This is a genomic window from Photobacterium sp. 53610 (assembly GCF_036409375.1).
In the GTDB taxonomy this organism is placed as follows: domain Bacteria; phylum Pseudomonadota; class Gammaproteobacteria; order Enterobacterales; family Vibrionaceae; genus Photobacterium.
Window position 1 is genome coordinate 363,534 of the sequence record NZ_JAXOFS010000001.1, and the last position, 14,473, is coordinate 378,006.

The 14,473-nt window shown below is 52.0% G+C and carries 15 protein-coding genes; 9 read left to right on the forward strand and 6 right to left on the reverse strand.

Going from position 1 to position 14,473, the window contains the following annotated elements:
* The first annotated feature begins 47 nt into the window (after window positions 1-47).
* The 4 genes from SPK40_RS01730 (at window position 48) to SPK40_RS01745 (ending at window position 3,743) form a co-directional block, all read left to right on the forward strand.
* The gene (locus SPK40_RS01730) at window positions 48-335 is read left to right on the forward strand and encodes a LapA family protein (RefSeq protein ID WP_248140721.1); all 288 of its coding nucleotides are present in this window, start codon (window positions 48-50) and stop codon (window positions 333-335) included.
* A gap of 7 nt (window positions 336-342) precedes the next feature.
* Window positions 343-1,512, forward strand: a complete 1,170-nt coding sequence (gene lapB, locus SPK40_RS01735; protein WP_248140719.1) for a lipopolysaccharide assembly protein LapB — start codon at window positions 343-345, stop codon at window positions 1,510-1,512.
* Between the two features lie 96 nt (window positions 1,513-1,608).
* Window positions 1,609-2,307: an orotidine-5'-phosphate decarboxylase gene (pyrF, locus tag SPK40_RS01740; protein ID WP_248140716.1), complete on the forward strand. Its 699-nt coding sequence runs from the start codon at window positions 1,609-1,611 to the stop codon at window positions 2,305-2,307.
* A gap of 158 nt (window positions 2,308-2,465) precedes the next feature.
* Window positions 2,466-3,743, forward strand: coding sequence for an MgtC/SapB family protein (locus SPK40_RS01745; RefSeq protein ID WP_248141681.1), 1,278 nt, complete (start codon window positions 2,466-2,468; stop codon window positions 3,741-3,743).
* Here SPK40_RS01745 and SPK40_RS01750 read toward each other — a convergent pair.
* From SPK40_RS01750 to pspF, 6 genes are all read right to left on the reverse strand, one after another.
* On the reverse strand, window positions 3,740-4,564 hold the full coding sequence (locus SPK40_RS01750; RefSeq protein ID WP_248140714.1) for a peptide ABC transporter ATP-binding protein: 825 nt from the start codon (window positions 4,562-4,564) through the stop codon (window positions 3,740-3,742). The genes SPK40_RS01745 and SPK40_RS01750 overlap by 4 nt on opposite strands.
* Window positions 4,561-5,559 carry a peptide ABC transporter ATP-binding protein gene (locus SPK40_RS01755; protein ID WP_248140712.1) on the reverse strand — a complete coding sequence of 333 codons (999 nt, stop codon included), beginning with the start codon at window positions 5,557-5,559 and terminating at the stop codon, window positions 4,561-4,563. Before SPK40_RS01755 ends, SPK40_RS01750 begins: the two co-directional genes overlap by 4 nt.
* On the reverse strand, window positions 5,559-6,446 hold the full coding sequence (sapC, locus tag SPK40_RS01760; protein ID WP_330959215.1) for a putrescine export ABC transporter permease SapC: 888 nt from the start codon (window positions 6,444-6,446) through the stop codon (window positions 5,559-5,561). The genes SPK40_RS01755 and sapC overlap by 1 nt, the downstream gene beginning before the upstream one ends.
* Window positions 6,433-7,395, reverse strand: a complete 963-nt coding sequence (locus tag SPK40_RS01765) for an ABC transporter permease (protein ID WP_248140708.1) — start codon at window positions 7,393-7,395, stop codon at window positions 6,433-6,435. Before SPK40_RS01765 ends, sapC begins: the two co-directional genes overlap by 14 nt.
* 4 nt (window positions 7,396-7,399) lie before the next feature.
* Window positions 7,400-9,019, reverse strand: a complete 1,620-nt coding sequence (sapA, locus tag SPK40_RS01770; RefSeq protein WP_330959216.1) for an ABC transporter substrate-binding protein SapA — start codon at window positions 9,017-9,019, stop codon at window positions 7,400-7,402.
* A gap of 122 nt (window positions 9,020-9,141) precedes the next feature.
* Complete coding sequence (gene pspF / locus SPK40_RS01775; RefSeq protein WP_330959217.1) at window positions 9,142-10,158, reverse strand: phage shock protein operon transcriptional activator; 1,017 nt, start codon at window positions 10,156-10,158, stop codon at window positions 9,142-9,144.
* 263 nt (window positions 10,159-10,421) lie between these two features.
* Between pspF and pspA the strand changes: the two genes are divergently transcribed.
* From pspA to SPK40_RS01800, 5 genes are all read left to right on the forward strand, one after another.
* Complete coding sequence (gene pspA / locus SPK40_RS01780) at window positions 10,422-11,087, forward strand: phage shock protein PspA (protein WP_330959218.1); 666 nt, start codon at window positions 10,422-10,424, stop codon at window positions 11,085-11,087.
* 21 nt (window positions 11,088-11,108) lie between these two features.
* Window positions 11,109-11,339: an envelope stress response membrane protein PspB gene (gene pspB / locus SPK40_RS01785; protein ID WP_248140702.1), complete on the forward strand. Its 231-nt coding sequence runs from the start codon at window positions 11,109-11,111 to the stop codon at window positions 11,337-11,339.
* Window positions 11,336-11,719 (forward strand): envelope stress response membrane protein PspC, encoded by a 384-nt coding sequence (pspC, locus tag SPK40_RS01790; RefSeq protein ID WP_248140699.1) that lies wholly within the window; start codon window positions 11,336-11,338, stop codon window positions 11,717-11,719. Before pspB ends, pspC begins: the two co-directional genes overlap by 4 nt.
* Window positions 11,720-11,822: 103 nt before the next feature.
* Complete coding sequence (locus SPK40_RS01795) at window positions 11,823-13,220, forward strand: YcjX family protein (RefSeq protein ID WP_330959838.1); 1,398 nt, start codon at window positions 11,823-11,825, stop codon at window positions 13,218-13,220.
* On the forward strand, window positions 13,217-14,257 hold the full coding sequence (locus SPK40_RS01800; protein ID WP_330959219.1) for a YcjF family protein: 1,041 nt from the start codon (window positions 13,217-13,219) through the stop codon (window positions 14,255-14,257). Before SPK40_RS01795 ends, SPK40_RS01800 begins: the two co-directional genes overlap by 4 nt.
* Window positions 14,258-14,473: the final 216 nt, after the last annotated feature.

Here is a 14,473-nt window from a genome sequence, read left to right on the forward strand (position 1 = left end):
CTGCATAATCTAGCCATCAAGTTTTTGATCTAGTGAGAGGATTCACGATGAAAATAGTAGGCATTATTATTCTGATAGCGTGCTTTTTGATTACGCTGGCATTAGGTGCACAGAATCAGGTGATGGTTGACTTCGATTTTCTGATTGCCAAGGGACAGTTTCAGTTATCTACGCTTTTAGGTGTCACCTTTGGAATCGGCTTTGCGATTGGCTGGCTGATTTGTGGTTCAATGTACCTGAAAGCCCGCTTTACAAAAAACCGCTTAACGAAAAAAGTCGCCAAGCAAGAAAAAGAACTAGAACAGCTGCGTTCTGCAGAGACCGCCAAGGAATAATTATTTCATGCTAGAGCTGTTGTTTCTGTTACTGCCGATTGCCGCAGCATATGGCTGGTATATGGGTAACAGAAGCGCGAGTAATAAGCGGCAGGAAAAGTCACATCATATGTCACGTCAGTATGTGACCGGTTTGAACCTGCTGCTGTCTGATCAATCTGATAAAGCTGTCGACCTGTTCATTGAACTCTTACAGGTTGACAGTGAAACGATAGATACACATCTTGCCCTGGGGAACCTGTTCCGAAGCCGGGGCGAGGTTGATCGTGCGATACGCATCCACCAGAATCTGATTGCCCGCCCCAACCTGACTATTGACCAGAGAAACCTTGCTTTGCAGCAGTTGGCCAAAGACTACATGGCCGCCGGCTTTTTTGACCGGGCAGAAAAAATCTTTGAGCAGTTGCTGGATGAGCCCGATCATCGGGAAGGTGCTTTGCAGCAACTGTTAACGATTTACCAGCAAACCCGTGAGTGGGATCGTGCCATTGAGATGGCGACCCAGCTGGTGAAAATGGGCAAACATAAGCTCCGTCATGATATCGCTCACTTCTGGTGTGAACAGGCGATGCTGGAGCTGAGTACTCAGAATCCGGATAAAGCAAAGCAATTACTCAAGAAAGCCTTATCAGCTGACAAAAACTGTGTTCGCGCATCGATTAGCATGGCGCGAATTCTGATGGCAGAAAAAAATTATAAATCGGCTGCCCAGCAACTGGAGCGGGTGACCGAGCAAGATGTAGATTACATCAGTGAAACCCTGCCGATGCTGCTTGAGTGCTATGAAGCAACTCAAAATGAAAGCGGCTGGATTCAGTATCTGCGCCACTGTGTTGACAATAATGCTGGTGCGACCGCAGAACTGATGCTGGCAGATGAAATTGCCCGTCATGAAGGCGCCGTGATGGCTCAGACTTTTATGACGCGCCAGCTCGTCAAGAATCCAACCATGAAAGGTTTCTATCAGCTGATGGATTACCATTTGGATGAAGCTGAAGAAGGCCGGGCAAAAGACAGTTTATCGACATTGCGCGGCCTGGTGGGCGAGCAGTTAAAAATGAAGCCTCATTACCGATGCGGGAAATGTGGGTTTGAAAGCCATTCGCTGTACTGGCAGTGTCCGTCCTGTAAAGGGTGGGGGGCCGTCAAGCCCATCCGCGGTCTGGACGGGGAATAAGCGAAATGCAAACGTATTATTGAAAGGGCTGATCACCTGTGGTGATGGCCCTTTCTTTTGAAAGAAGCAAGACAGAACCAAAGTCTAGGAGAGAGCATGTTAGATCCAAAAGTAATTGTGGCGCTGGATTATCCGACTCAGGATGAAGCACTGGCCTTTGTTGATCGAATCGAGCCGGGCAGCTGCCGTCTGAAAGTCGGCAAGGAAATGTTCACGCTGTTTGGTCCTGACTTTGTACGCAAATTACATGATAAAGGTCATTCCGTGTTCCTGGACCTGAAATTTCATGATATTCCGAATACTTGTTCGCGAGCAGTCAAGGCTGCAGCAGATCTGGGCGTGTGGATGGTGAATGTCCATGCCAGCGGCGGTGAACGGATGATGACGGCGTCCCGTGAAATCCTGGAACCCTACGGAAAAGATCGCCCTCTGCTGATTGCGGTGACGGTCCTGACCAGTATGGAAGCGCAGGATCTGGCGGGTGTCGGGATTACCCGCACGCCTCAGGAGCATGTGCTCAGCCTCGCGACCCTGACGAAAAATAGCGGTCTGGACGGTGTGGTATGTTCTGCGCAGGAAGCGACGATGCTTAAGTCTCATCTGGGCACTGAGTTTAAACTGGTTACACCAGGGATCCGGCCTGCAGGCAGCGCTGCCGGCGACCAGCGTCGTGTGATGACACCGGTTGACGCGGTGAAAGCCGGTTCTGACTATCTGGTGATTGGCCGGCCAATTACGCAGGCGGCTGATCCGGCTGCGGTCCTTGCTGAGATTAACCGCTCCCTTCAGGGCTGATTTTCCTGACGCCTTCCACCCCCGCCCTGTGCGGGGGTTCTTTTCTCTGGCCGTTCACTCAGATTTTTGTTTTTTCTCCCTCGCACAACAGATTCTGGAGTCTGTTATGCAAGAAAGACAAACACGCTCTAAAATTCAATGAAAACAATCAAATGGATTTGAGTATGGATCAGGTCGTGAACTGGCAGTCACCGCTATGGCGTCTGGGGATTGCACTATTACTGGGAGCAATTATTGGATTACAGCGTGGCTGGGTTACCCGAAACCAAAAAGAAGGGCAGCGGGTTGCGGGCATCCGGACCTACTCACTGATTGGTTTGATGGGGGGGCTGATTGGGCTGCTTTCCGGAATCTACTCGGCCATTGTGCTGGGATTTGCCATAGTCGCGCTCAGTGTCGTAATTGGGATTGCTTATATTTTTCGGCTGCAGCTGACGACTGATCTGAGTATCACCAGTGTGATTGGAATTCTGATGACTTTCTTACTGGGTTGTCTTGCGGTTAGCGGTCAGCCGGTCGTTGCTGCTTCGGCTGCTGTTGTCACGGCCATTATTCTGGATATGAAAGAAGAGCTCCACACTGCGATAGCAAAAATTGAAGAATATGAGCTCGATGCTGCGTTTCGGCTGTTGCTAATCTCAGTGGTCATGTTGCCGCTGTTACCCAATGAAGGGTTTGGCCCATGGAAAGCGATCAACCCTTTTGAGATTTGGTGGCTGGTTGTGCTGATTGCCACGATTTCCTTTGTGGGCTATTTCGCGATTCGCATCGGCGGTCCGCGTAAAGGGATTTTATTTACCAGTCTGTTTGCCGGCCTCAGCTCGTCGACAGCACTGACTTTGCAGTTCTCCAATTTGTCGAAACAGGATAAATTTCTCTCCCCGCTGCTGGGAGGGGGCATTCTGCTGAGCTGTGGGACGATGTTCCCCCGGATTATCCTGCTTTGCTCCGTGATCAATGCCAATTTGGTCGCCATGGTCTCCGTACCGATGTTGCTCATGATGGCGTGTTTCTATTTACCGGCGGTGTGGATTTGGAAACGCAATCCGATGGAAGATTATCAGCCTCCGGCCGTGAAGCGAAATCCGCTGGCGTTACCTGCAGCCTTGATGTTCGGCGTGGTGCTGATGGTCATTGTGGTGCTGTCTCATGTATTGCAGGAATGGTTCGGTGACACGGGGACTTATGTGCTTTCAGCTGTCTCCGGGATTACTGATGTGGATGCGATTACATTGGCGCTGGGGCGTCAGAGTCAGTTTCAGATCAGCATTCAGACGGCTGCAATCGGAATTGTGCTGGCTGCCTGTGTGAATAGCGTGGTGAAAATGCTGATGGCCTGGTTTATCGGCAGCCGTACACTCGGGATGTACGTTGTGCTGCCTGTCATGACTTCAGTGGTTGCTGCTGTAGCGTGGGCGTGGATTGTACTCAGTTAAACGTGAATTTTTGCTGAGCGGCTGCTGATACGCGTACTGCGATCGTGGGAAGGCGCCGTAAAGTGGCTGTCGAGCAGTTTTTGTGTCAGGGGGTGCTGGGGGGCGCTGAAAATTTCCTGCGTCGCGCCTTGTTCCACAACTTCACCGTGCTGCATCACCATCAGCTGATCACTGAAATGCTTGATCACTCCCATATGCTGGGAAACATAAATGTATGACAGCCCCATTTCTTGTTGCAGGTCGAGCAGCAGGTTGATGATCTGAGAACGGACAGACATATCCAGTCCGTTCAGGGCTTCATCTGCCACGATGATGCAGGGCTGAAGGATAAGCGCACGTGCCAGTGAAACACGTTGTTTCTGACCGGTTGCGAGCATTTGCGGATAAAAATACGCATGCTCCGGGAGCAGCCCGACACGAAGCAGTGTGGCTTTGATACGATTTTCACGCTCCTGCGGCGTCATGTTTGTGTTTCGTTTCAGCGGTCCTTCCAGAATCTGACCAATCTGAATACGAGGGTTGAGAGACGTATTGGGATCCTGAAAAATCATCCGGATCAGTTTGCAGCGGGTCCGGTAATCTTCAAACGCCAGCGGTTCATCGTTGACCCGGATTTCGCCGCCAGACGGCTCAACCACACCCGCCAGCATTTTTGCCAGAGTCGATTTTCCTGAGCCGTTTTCACCGATCAATGCAAGAGTTTCACCAACTTCCAGCTTGAAAGAGACAGGTTTGACAGCTTCTGTGCTGCGCCGACGAAAGAGACCAGAGCGATGATGGTATTCCTTTCTCAGGTTTTCAACTTCCAAAAGGGCACTCATGATTTTGGCTCCGGCATATTCAGTGGGAAATGGCAGCTGTATTTATGATTTTTGATCTTTTTGCGTTTGGGCACTTCAACACATTTGCGCTGGGCATAAGGACAACGTGGCCCCAACCGGCAACCAATGGGCAGGTGCTGTAACGGCGGAATGGAGCCGGGCAGTGTCGTCAGTTTGCTTTTGTGCGGAATATCCTGACTGAAGTCAGGCATTGCTTGCAGCAGGGCGACTGTGTACGGATGATGCGGTGCGGTCAGCAGTTGTTTCCGGCTGCCGGATTCGACCGCCTGACCACAATACATGACGGTGATCCGGTCTGCCCACTGAGTGACTGTCGTCAGGTCATGACTGACCAGCAGGATTGTGGTGTTATTCAGCTGGTTCATCCGGCTGAGCAGACGGAAAATCTGTGCCTGAGTGATCGGGTCAAGGTCATTGGTCGGCTCATCTGCAATCAGAAGGCGCGGGCGGTTGGCGATCGCCATGGCAATCATGATTTTCTGGCACTCACCGTCAGTCAGCTCATAGGGATAGCTGTTCATGACCCGTTTGTGATCTTTGATGCCGACTTTGTGGAGCAGGGCGATTGCCTGTTTCTGACGCCAATGGAATCGCTGCCAGAAAGCGCCGCTGAACGAGCTGCGCGGAATCGCTTCTTCCAGCTGCTGGCCGACATGCTCCGACGGATCAAGGCAAGAGGATGGCTCCTGAAAAATCATCGCGATTTCACGGCCAACGATTTTACGGCGTTCACGTGGTGACAGCGCCTGAAGATCGATGTCGCCCAGTCGCAAACGGTCTGCACTGACCCGCCAATTATCCTTGGTCACCCCGGCAATAGCTTTGGCGACCAGACTTTTTCCTGAACCGGACTCACCGACCAGTCCGCGGATTTCGCCTTCATTCAGGGTCAGGCTCATACGTTCTACAGCTTTGACCATGCCTTGTGGCGTTTCAATTTCGATGGTGAGATTTCGGATATCGAGTAATGGCATCAGTCTACCCCCGCATTGATTGCCTGGCGGAGACCCTCTCCTACTAAGTTTACCACTAAGATACTGAACGTGATGGCCAGACCGGGCAGGGTGACTGTCCAGGGGGCCAGATAAATCAGCTCAATTGAATCACCCAGCATTGCTCCCCATTCCGGAGAAGGGGACTGAGCGCCCAGTCCCAGGAAGCCCAGTGCCGCGATATCAATGATGGCGATTGAGATTGCACGGGTCAGCTCGCTGATAATCACGACCAGAATGTTTGGCAGAATGGAGTGATACAACAGATAAAAACTGTTTGCACCGTCCAGCCGGGCCGCAATGATGTATTCTTTTTCCATTTCATCATGGACGGCTGAGTAGATGGCACGGATAAAACGTGGGATCAGCGCCAGCCAGATCGCGAGCAGAATACTGGTGATTCCGGTTCCCATGTAGGCAATGACGATAATCGCCAGCAGCAGGGAAGGGATAGACAGCACTGTATCCAGGACGTGGTTCAGGATGCTGGATTTCAGCCCCCGGGTCATCCCCGCCAGCACCCCGATGGCAATGCCCAGAATGGCAGAGGCGAAAGCCACCAGCATCGCATAGCCGAATGTCAGCTGGCTGCCGAGCAGAATTCGGGTAAACAGATCCCGGCCAAGATCATCAGTTCCAAAGAAGAATTCCACATGACCGCTGGCATCCCAGGAAGGGGGCATCAGAAACTCACCCACCTGATCACTGGGGCCGTAGGAAACCAGCAGAGGGGCAAAAATGGTTGTCAGCATCAGAAAGCCCAGGCACCAGAGTCCGAATACGGCCAGTGAGTTTGCCTGATAATTCTGCCAGGATCGTTCCCACTGAGTCGGAATCCTGTGCTCCTGATAAATATTATTTGATGGCATACCACTCCTTACGGGTCAGCGGGTTCACCATGGCACCAGCCAGATCAGACAAAATATTCGCAAACAGAATAAAACCGCCGACCGTAATGACACCAGCCTGGATGGCAACGTAGTCTTGTGTGGCAATGGCGTCCAGCAGCCAACGGCCAATCCCGGGCCAGTTGAAGATGGATTCGGTCAGCATCGCGAATGTCATCATGGTGGAGAACTGCATCCCCAGCTTGGGAATAATGGGCGGGATGGCATTTTTCATGACATGCCGCATGATGATTTCACCCATCGACAAACCTTTGGTCTGGGCAACTTTAATGAAGTTTTGCTGCATGATATCTGCCACAGAAGCCCGGGTCAGGCGGATCACTTCAGTGGTGGGAGAAATCGCCAGAACCAGCGTCGGCAAGATCAGGTGCCGGGCAACATCCACCAGTGCAGCCGAACGATAGGACGCTTCTGATAAGAAAGCATCGATCAGCGCGAAACCTGTCACAGGCTCAATCTGATACAGCAGATTGTAGCGTCCGGCTACAGGCAGCCAGCCCAGTTTGAGTGAAAACAGCATGATCAGCAGCATTGCCAGCCAGAACAAGGGCAAGGAGTATCCCACCAGTGTCAGAGATGAAATGCAGGTATCCACCCAGCGACCGCGTTTAATACCAGCCAGTGTCCCGAGCGGAATGCCCACAATCAGCGACAGAATGAAGGCGAAGAAACACAGCTCCAGCGTTGCCGGAAACACCGTAAGAATTTCCGCCAGAATGGGTTTGCCGCTCTGATTCAGGCCCAGATTGCCAATCATCAGGTTTTCGAGATACAGGAGCCAGCCGGACCAGAATTCATGCAGGTTCCAGTAGCTGGTGGGTTCAATCCGCAAAATACTGAATCCAATCATGGTCAGGATAACAAGCGTGATCAGAAACAGGTTCAGGCGGCGAATGGTATAGATAAACATTCAGTTATTCGCTCCGGTACACATTGGAAAACGAGCGGGTACCAAACGGACTCAGGTGCAGCCCGTGCAAAGAGTGATGGTGGATCTGGTAATGGATGCCATGTGCCAGCGGGATCACCGGGACCTCATCCTGTAATATTTCCTGCGCATACTGGTAATAGTCCATCCGCTGATCCAACTGAGTGGTACGGGAAGCCAGTTCAAGCAGGTTATCAAATTGCAGATTGCACCAGTTCGCGACATTCAGTCCGGCTTGCTTGGCACTGCAAGAGAGCAGAGGGCGCAGGAAGTTATCCGGATCGCCATTATCTGCAACCCAGCCCGTGAGAGTCAGGTCGATACTTTTTTGCGCAGCTGAACCCGGACGAAGCGGCCTGTCCTGCAGCAGTAAAGTAACTTCAATCCCGACGGCACGGAGATCGGCCTGAATCAGCTCTGCGGTTTTGCGCGGGCTTGGATTGTAGGGTCTGGGTTCCATCGGGACAGCCAGGATCAGATGCAGGTTATGGTCGTATCCGGCATCTTTCAGTAATTTCAGTGCCAAGTCCGGATCGTAACGGACTTCCGGTAAATCAAAGGCGTGCGCCCAGGACATCGGCGGCAGCAGTGTTTTGGCCTTGGTTCCCGTACCGTAATAGACGGAATCGAGCAGATTTTCACGATTGATCGCCAGATTAATCGCCTGACGGACGCGGACATCCTGAAGTGCCGGGATGCTGTTATTGATCGCGAGGAATGCCACATTCATTGCAGTTTGTGCAATGAGCTCGAAGTTGGGATTGTTTTTAATCACGGGCAACTGACTGGCAACCGGAGAAGACAGCACATCACATTCGTGGTTGAGTAATTTAGCCAGCGAGCCGGTACCGCGCGAAGAGATATCAAAGACCACTTGATGCATAAAAGGTGCGCCGCGCCAGTAATAAGGGTGGCGTTTCAGCCGGATCAGATCGTGTGGCTGATATTCATCCATATAGAACGGGCCGGTGCCGACCGGTCTTGTATCGATATAATCCGGATGTCCCTGACGCAGCAGCTGGTCAGCATATTCTGCGGAATGAATGGCCGCATAAGAGCTTGCCAGCGTCGAAAGAAACGCATTGTCTGGCCGGGTCAGGATAAATTTGATCTGGTGGTTGTCGATGATCTGAATGCGATCGATTAAACGGGCAAACGACTGACTTTCAAACCAGGGATAATGGCCACCCGAGACGGCATGATACGGATGCTTGGGATCGATGATCCGCTTGAAACTGAACAGCACGTCTTCAGCATTAAAGCGCCGTGTCGGCGAAAAATTCGCAGTCCGCTGAAACCGCACATCGTCTCTGAGCGTAAATGTGTACTCGAGGCCGTCTTCACTGACATCCCAGCGACTGGCAAGTGCGGGCTGCGGCAAATGACTGACCGGGTCCAACTGGAGCAGGCGATCAAAAATCTGGGCTGCCAGGCTGTCTGCCGTATGGCCGCCGTCAGTTAACTGCGGATTGAAGGTCCATGGGGTATCCTGACCACAATAAATAAATCCCCACTTACGGATGGTATTGTCTTCTTGGGGCTGAGAACAGGCGGTCAAACCCAGCAATCCGGTAAAGACGAGCAGCAATCGGAAACAGGCGTTCATAACAACGCTCTTATCAAAAGGTGTAGAGTAAAAACAAGTAGCTAAATTTACCACTTTCCGCGTCAAGCACCAAGGTATCTCCTTCAATTACCAAAGTGATTTTCTGAAATCTCGTCGTTTTCTTATTCTTCTTGGTTGCTGCCGACCATATCATGCTTACGGAGTAAGCCTCTGAGTTGATGGTAGCTTAATCCAAGCAGTTGCGCGGCTTTTCGCTGGTTGAACTTGGCTTGTTCCAGTGCCTGATTGATGAGCTGAACTTCCTGCTCTGCCTGAAATACGCGTAAATCGAGCGGTAATCGGAGCTGAGCTTGTTCTGCGTTTTGTTCAGCAGGTTCTGTGCTGTTTGTCTGTGGTGCTTCATGCCATGGGGGCGAGAAGGGATCCAGAACGATTGTGGAGACAGGCTGGTCTTCTCTGCTGTGGCGGAAGACGGAGCGCTCCACAGTATTTTTTAATTCGCGGACATTACCGGGCCACTGATAACGTAGCAGGGATTGCCGGGCGGTTGGGCTGAAACCGGCAAAGTAGCCGTAACCCATTTCACGGCACATACGGACCGCGTAGTACTCTGCCAGGGGCAGAATATCGTCTTTACGCTCTCGCAATGGCGGCAAGTGAATGATGTCAAAAGCTAACCGGTCAAGCAGGTCGGCTCTGAATTTACCGGTGTCTGCCATGGCGGGTAAGTCAGCATTGGTGGCGCAGATCAGTCTGACGTTAGCCTGGCAGGTTTTGCTGCCGCCGACCCGTTCATATTCTCCATACTCAATCACCCGGAGCAATTTTTCCTGTATGCCAAGCGGTGAAGTCGCAAGCTCATCAAGGAACAGCGTGCCGCCTTCAGCCCGCTCAAAGCGGCCCTGGTGGCGGCCTTTGGCGCCCGTAAAGGAACCGGCTTCATGGCCGAAGAGTTCAGAATCAATCACCCCTTCGCTCAGGGCGGCACAATTGAGGGATACCAGCGGCTGATCCCAGCGCTTGGAAAGGTAATGGATACGCTGGGCAATCAGCTCTTTACCGGTTCCCCGTTCGCCCAGAATCAGAATCGGGCGTTCCAGCGGTGCCAGGCGGGAAGCGTGGTCCAGTGCTGCAAGAAAGGATTCTGATTCTCCAATCAGGTTGTCTGTTTTTTGCATCATTTCTTCCGTCTCAGTCAAAAAAGTGGGGTTACAGCAACTGGGGTGGTCAATTTCGCCAATACTTGGCTGAAACATTCATAAGATAGCAGCCCCTTTCAATGTCTGTAAAGCTAACTTGCTGATATTCAATGTTTTTGAAAGTTGGCATGGCTTTTGTAATACACAACGCAGAGTCATAGACAGATGGCTGTCTGGTGAAATCAAACATCACAATGCTGGTAACCCGGTTTCGCGGTTACGGCAATGAAGGAGAGACAATTATGGGTATTTTTTCTCGCTTTGCGGATATCGTGAACGCCAACGTCAATTCATTACTGGATAAAGCAGAAGATCCGCAAAAAATGATCCGCCTGATCATTCAGGAGATGGAAGATACGCTGGTTGAAGTCCGTACTTCTTCTGCCAAAGCGATGGCAGACAAAAAAGAGCTGCAACGCCGGATTTCCAGCCTGCAGGCACAGTCTGAAGACTGGCAGAATAAAGCAACGCTGGCGCTGCAGAAAAATCGTGAAGATCTGGCCCGTGCCGCGCTGATTGAAAAACAGAAAATCAGTGATGTGGTACTGGCGCTGGAGGAAGAATATAAGCTGGTGGATGAAACCATCAATAAGCTGGCGAATGAAGTGGCTGAGCTGGAGCGGAAGCTGCAGGAAACCCGCGCCCGTCAGCAGGCACTGGTGATGCGTCATCAGGCTGCGGGGAACCGCCGTGATGTGCGTCGTCAGCTGGACACCAGTAAAGTTGATGAGGCGATGTCTAAATTTGAACAGTACGAGCGTCGTATTGATGAAATGGAAGCTGAAGCCGATAGTTATAATTTAGGTCGGGGTAAGAGCCTGGAACAGGAGTTTGCCGATCTGCAGGCGCAGGATGAGATTGAAAAGGAGCTTGAGCGTCTGAAAGCTGGTATGAAAGACAAAGAATAACGCCTAGGAAGGAGAAATAGCATGTCTATGGGATTCATTATCGGGCCGTTGATTGTCTTTCTGGTATTTGTCGCCCCCTTGTGGCTGATTCTGCACTATCGCAGTAAACGTCATTCCGCGCAGGGTCTCTCCGGTGAGGAAGCGAGTAAATTACAGGCGCTGGTTGAGCGGGCTGAGCAAATGCAGCAGCGGATTATCACGCTGGAAAAAATACTGGATGCTGAAGCACCGCACTGGAGGCAGAAGTCATGACAAAAACCTTATATCGCGATCCGAAGAACGGTAAGTTGGGGGGTGTCTGTGCCGGGGTTGCAGAGTATTTCGGTATGGAAGCCTGGGTGGTGCGTATCCTCACCGTGTCTGCGTTTCTGCTGTTAGGTTTTTTTGTCATCCTTGCTTACGTTGCAGCCTGCCTGTTTCTGGACAAGATGCCAGAGGAACGACAAATGCAGCAGAATGCTTATAAAGAGCATACCCTGAAGCAGAAACCCTGGCAGTCGGGACAACCGCCATCACAGGTGCTTGATAATCTTGAGACCGAGATGGACGGGATGGAAAGTAAGCTTCGGGAGATGGAAGCTTATGTGACTTCCTCTGCCTTCAATGTCGAGAAAGCTTTTAAGCAGCTTTAAACCGTAAAAATGAACCTGAATGAATTCAGGTGTCAGAAGTAAAGCAGGCAGCGGCCTGCTTTTCTGTTCCAGCCAATCACAACTCAAATTCAAAGGGCAGGATATGATTCATTTGGGGCAAGAGCTCAATAAGCTGGTGAACCGAGGTCTGGACAGGCACGTCAGGCTTGCCGTGACTGGATTATCCCGGGCAGGGAAAACGGCATTTATTACTTCGTTGGTTAATCAGTTACAGCATGTCAGTACCAACCCGAGGCTGCCTTTATTTCCGGCCGTCAGCGATGGTTATCTGCTGGGGGCCCGCCGGGTGCCTCAGATTGACATGCATGTACCAGCTTTCGGTTATGAAGAGGGGATGCAGGCATTGCTGACGACTCCGCCGCACTGGCCTGAGCCGACCCGGGATGTCAGCCAGATCCGAATGGCGCTGCGATTCAAGCCGCAGAAAGGCCCGCTGAAATTGTTGCAGGATACCGCCACTCTGTATCTGGATATTATTGACTATCCGGGAGAATGGCTGCTCGATTTACCGTTGCTGGAGATGGACTATCTGGCGTGGTCAAAACAACAGGTCCGGCTGATGACGGGACGTCGTCAGGCACTGGCAAAGAGCTGGCTGAGCGCAGGAGAAGCCTTCGACCCGCTGGCGGCTGCAGATGAAAGCGCATTGGCGAAACTGGCCGCGCAATTTACGGAATATCTCTATAAATGTAAGGCTGAAGCGGGTTTGCACTGGGTTCAGCCCGGGCGTTTTGTGTTACCGGGGGAACTGGCCGGTGCGCCGGTGCTTCAGTTCTTTCCTTTCATGTGGCTGGAGAAATACAGCGAAAGCCAGCTCAGGGATGCAGGCGATAACACCAACTTTGGCATGCTGCGCAGCCGCTATAAGTACTATCAGCAGCATGTGGTGAAAGGTTTCTACCGCGAGCATTTTTCTCGCTTTGACCGGCAGATCATTCTGGTTGATTGTCTGCAGCCGCTGAATGCCGGGCCGGAGTCTTTCAACGACATGCGTCACGCACTCAATCAACTGATGCAGAGTTTTCATTATGGCCGCAGCTCGTTGTTGCGTCGTCTGTTCTCGCCCCGGATTGATAAAGTGCTGTTTGCCGCCACCAAAGCGGATCATGTGACCCCGGAACAGCACCCGAATCTGGTCAGTCTGCTCCAGCAAATGGTTAACGAAGCCTGGCAGACCGCATCGTTTGAAGGCATCAATATGAGTTGTACCAGTCTGGCGGCGATTCAGGCGACTGAACCGGGTTTTGTCACGCATCAGGGAACGCAGGTGCCCGCGCTGCGGGGGCATACGTTATCCGGACAGGCACAAACCCTGTTTCCGGGAGAAGTTCCGAGACGACTGCCGGATGACAGTTTCTGGCAAGCGCAGCGCTTTGACTTTGTCAGCTTCCGGCCGTTGCCACAGCAAAGTGATGAGCCGTTGCCGCATATCCGAATGGACAAAACCCTGTCGTTTTTGCTGGGAGATAAATTACGATGACGAAATCGTATCAAAGCAAGATTGTATTCGACGAACAAGAACAGGCTCAGGCGTCGCCTGAGCTGAAAGCCCGTTATGAATTTGCCGGTGAACAGAAGAGCTTTCTGCCCGCCGGACCTGAAGATGAGCAGGAAACGCAGGCTGAGGCGCAGTTGCAGAAAACACTGGGCAAGCGCAGCTCAAAAGGACGCTGGCTGAAGACGTTGCTGCTCGGGGGCGTGGGTCTGACCGTCTGGCAGAGTGTGGATTATGTCGCTACGGCTTATCAGAGTGGCGACTGGCTATCACTGGGCTGGAGTGTGCTGGTGGCTTCCGTGGCTGCCACGGGAATTGGTGCGATTGGCCGTGAATGGGTGCGTCTGCGTCGTCTGAAAGCACGGCAGACGGAGCGTGAGCAGGCAGAACAATTGCTGGCTGAAGACGGTATCGGCCAGGGGAAAGCGTTCTGTACCCGATTGGCAAAACAAGGCGGGATTACGCATGAAAATGCCGGTTACAGCCGATGGCTGGCGTCGCTTGCCGCCACGCATAATGATGCGGAAGTAATGCAGATGTACGATCACTTGGTGGTCAGTCAGCAGGATAAGCAGGCGAAAAAACTGGTGGTGAAGTATGCCCGTGAAGCTGCTTTGATGGTGGCAGTCAGCCCGCTGGCGATTGCCGATGCTTTACTGGTGGCCTGGCGTAATTTCCGTTTGATTGACCAGATTGCGGCTGTCTATGGGATTGAACTGGGTTACTGGTCCCGAATTCAGTTGTTTAAACTGGTTCTGAAAAATATGGCGATTGCCGGGGCCAGTGAGTTAATCACAGACAGCAGTATGGATCTGTTGTCTGTCCACCTGACGGGGCGCTTGTCCGCCAGAGCTGCGCAGGGACTGGGGATTGGCCTGCTGACCGGGCGGCTGGGGCTGAAGGCGATGAATCTGATGCGTCCATTGCCCTGGCAACCGGATCAGGCTCCGGCATTAAGCGATATTCGCCGGGATTTAATCGGGCGCTTGGGGGCGGATCAATCAGAGACACCAAAGACCTGATTCAGGATATTGCAGACAACCAGCCAGGGACTCGGGCTGGTTGTTTTTTATTCAATCTATGGCATGAATCATCAATTGGGCTTTTTTGCCGCCATATCATCACGATACAGCTCTCACCTTGTGCATTTACTGTCTTGACGATCCGGAAACTTCCGCGCACACTTCTTCCGTGTCACGAATTGTTGACAGTTAGTCTGGAGTGAATAGGCAATTGCT

Excerpts from the sequence above, each read along its gene's own strand:
- SPK40_RS01730 (WP_248140721.1), top strand. The coding sequence starts at position 48 with ATGAAAATAGTAGGCATTATTATTCTGATAGCGTGCTTTTTGATTACG.
- lapB (WP_248140719.1), top strand. The coding sequence starts at position 343 with ATGCTAGAGCTGTTGTTTCTGTTACTGCCGATTGCCGCAGCATATGGC.
- pyrF (WP_248140716.1), top strand. The coding sequence starts at position 1,609 with ATGTTAGATCCAAAAGTAATTGTGGCGCTGGATTATCCGACTCAGGAT.
- SPK40_RS01750 (WP_248140714.1), bottom strand. The coding sequence starts at position 4,564 with ATGAGTGCCCTTTTGGAAGTTGAAAACCTGAGAAAGGAATACCATCAT.
- SPK40_RS01755 (WP_248140712.1), bottom strand. The coding sequence starts at position 5,559 with ATGCCATTACTCGATATCCGAAATCTCACCATCGAAATTGAAACGCCA.
- sapC (WP_330959215.1), bottom strand. The coding sequence starts at position 6,446 with ATGCCATCAAATAATATTTATCAGGAGCACAGGATTCCGACTCAGTGG.
- SPK40_RS01765 (WP_248140708.1), bottom strand. The coding sequence starts at position 7,395 with ATGTTTATCTATACCATTCGCCGCCTGAACCTGTTTCTGATCACGCTT.
- sapA (WP_330959216.1), bottom strand. The coding sequence starts at position 9,019 with ATGAACGCCTGTTTCCGATTGCTGCTCGTCTTTACCGGATTGCTGGGT.
- pspF (WP_330959217.1), bottom strand. The coding sequence starts at position 10,158 with ATGCAAAAAACAGACAACCTGATTGGAGAATCAGAATCCTTTCTTGCA.
- pspA (WP_330959218.1), top strand. The coding sequence starts at position 10,422 with ATGGGTATTTTTTCTCGCTTTGCGGATATCGTGAACGCCAACGTCAAT.
- pspB (WP_248140702.1), top strand. The coding sequence starts at position 11,109 with ATGTCTATGGGATTCATTATCGGGCCGTTGATTGTCTTTCTGGTATTT.
- pspC (WP_248140699.1), top strand. The coding sequence starts at position 11,336 with ATGACAAAAACCTTATATCGCGATCCGAAGAACGGTAAGTTGGGGGGT.
- SPK40_RS01795 (WP_330959838.1), top strand. The coding sequence starts at position 11,823 with ATGATTCATTTGGGGCAAGAGCTCAATAAGCTGGTGAACCGAGGTCTG.
- SPK40_RS01800 (WP_330959219.1), top strand. The coding sequence starts at position 13,217 with ATGACGAAATCGTATCAAAGCAAGATTGTATTCGACGAACAAGAACAG.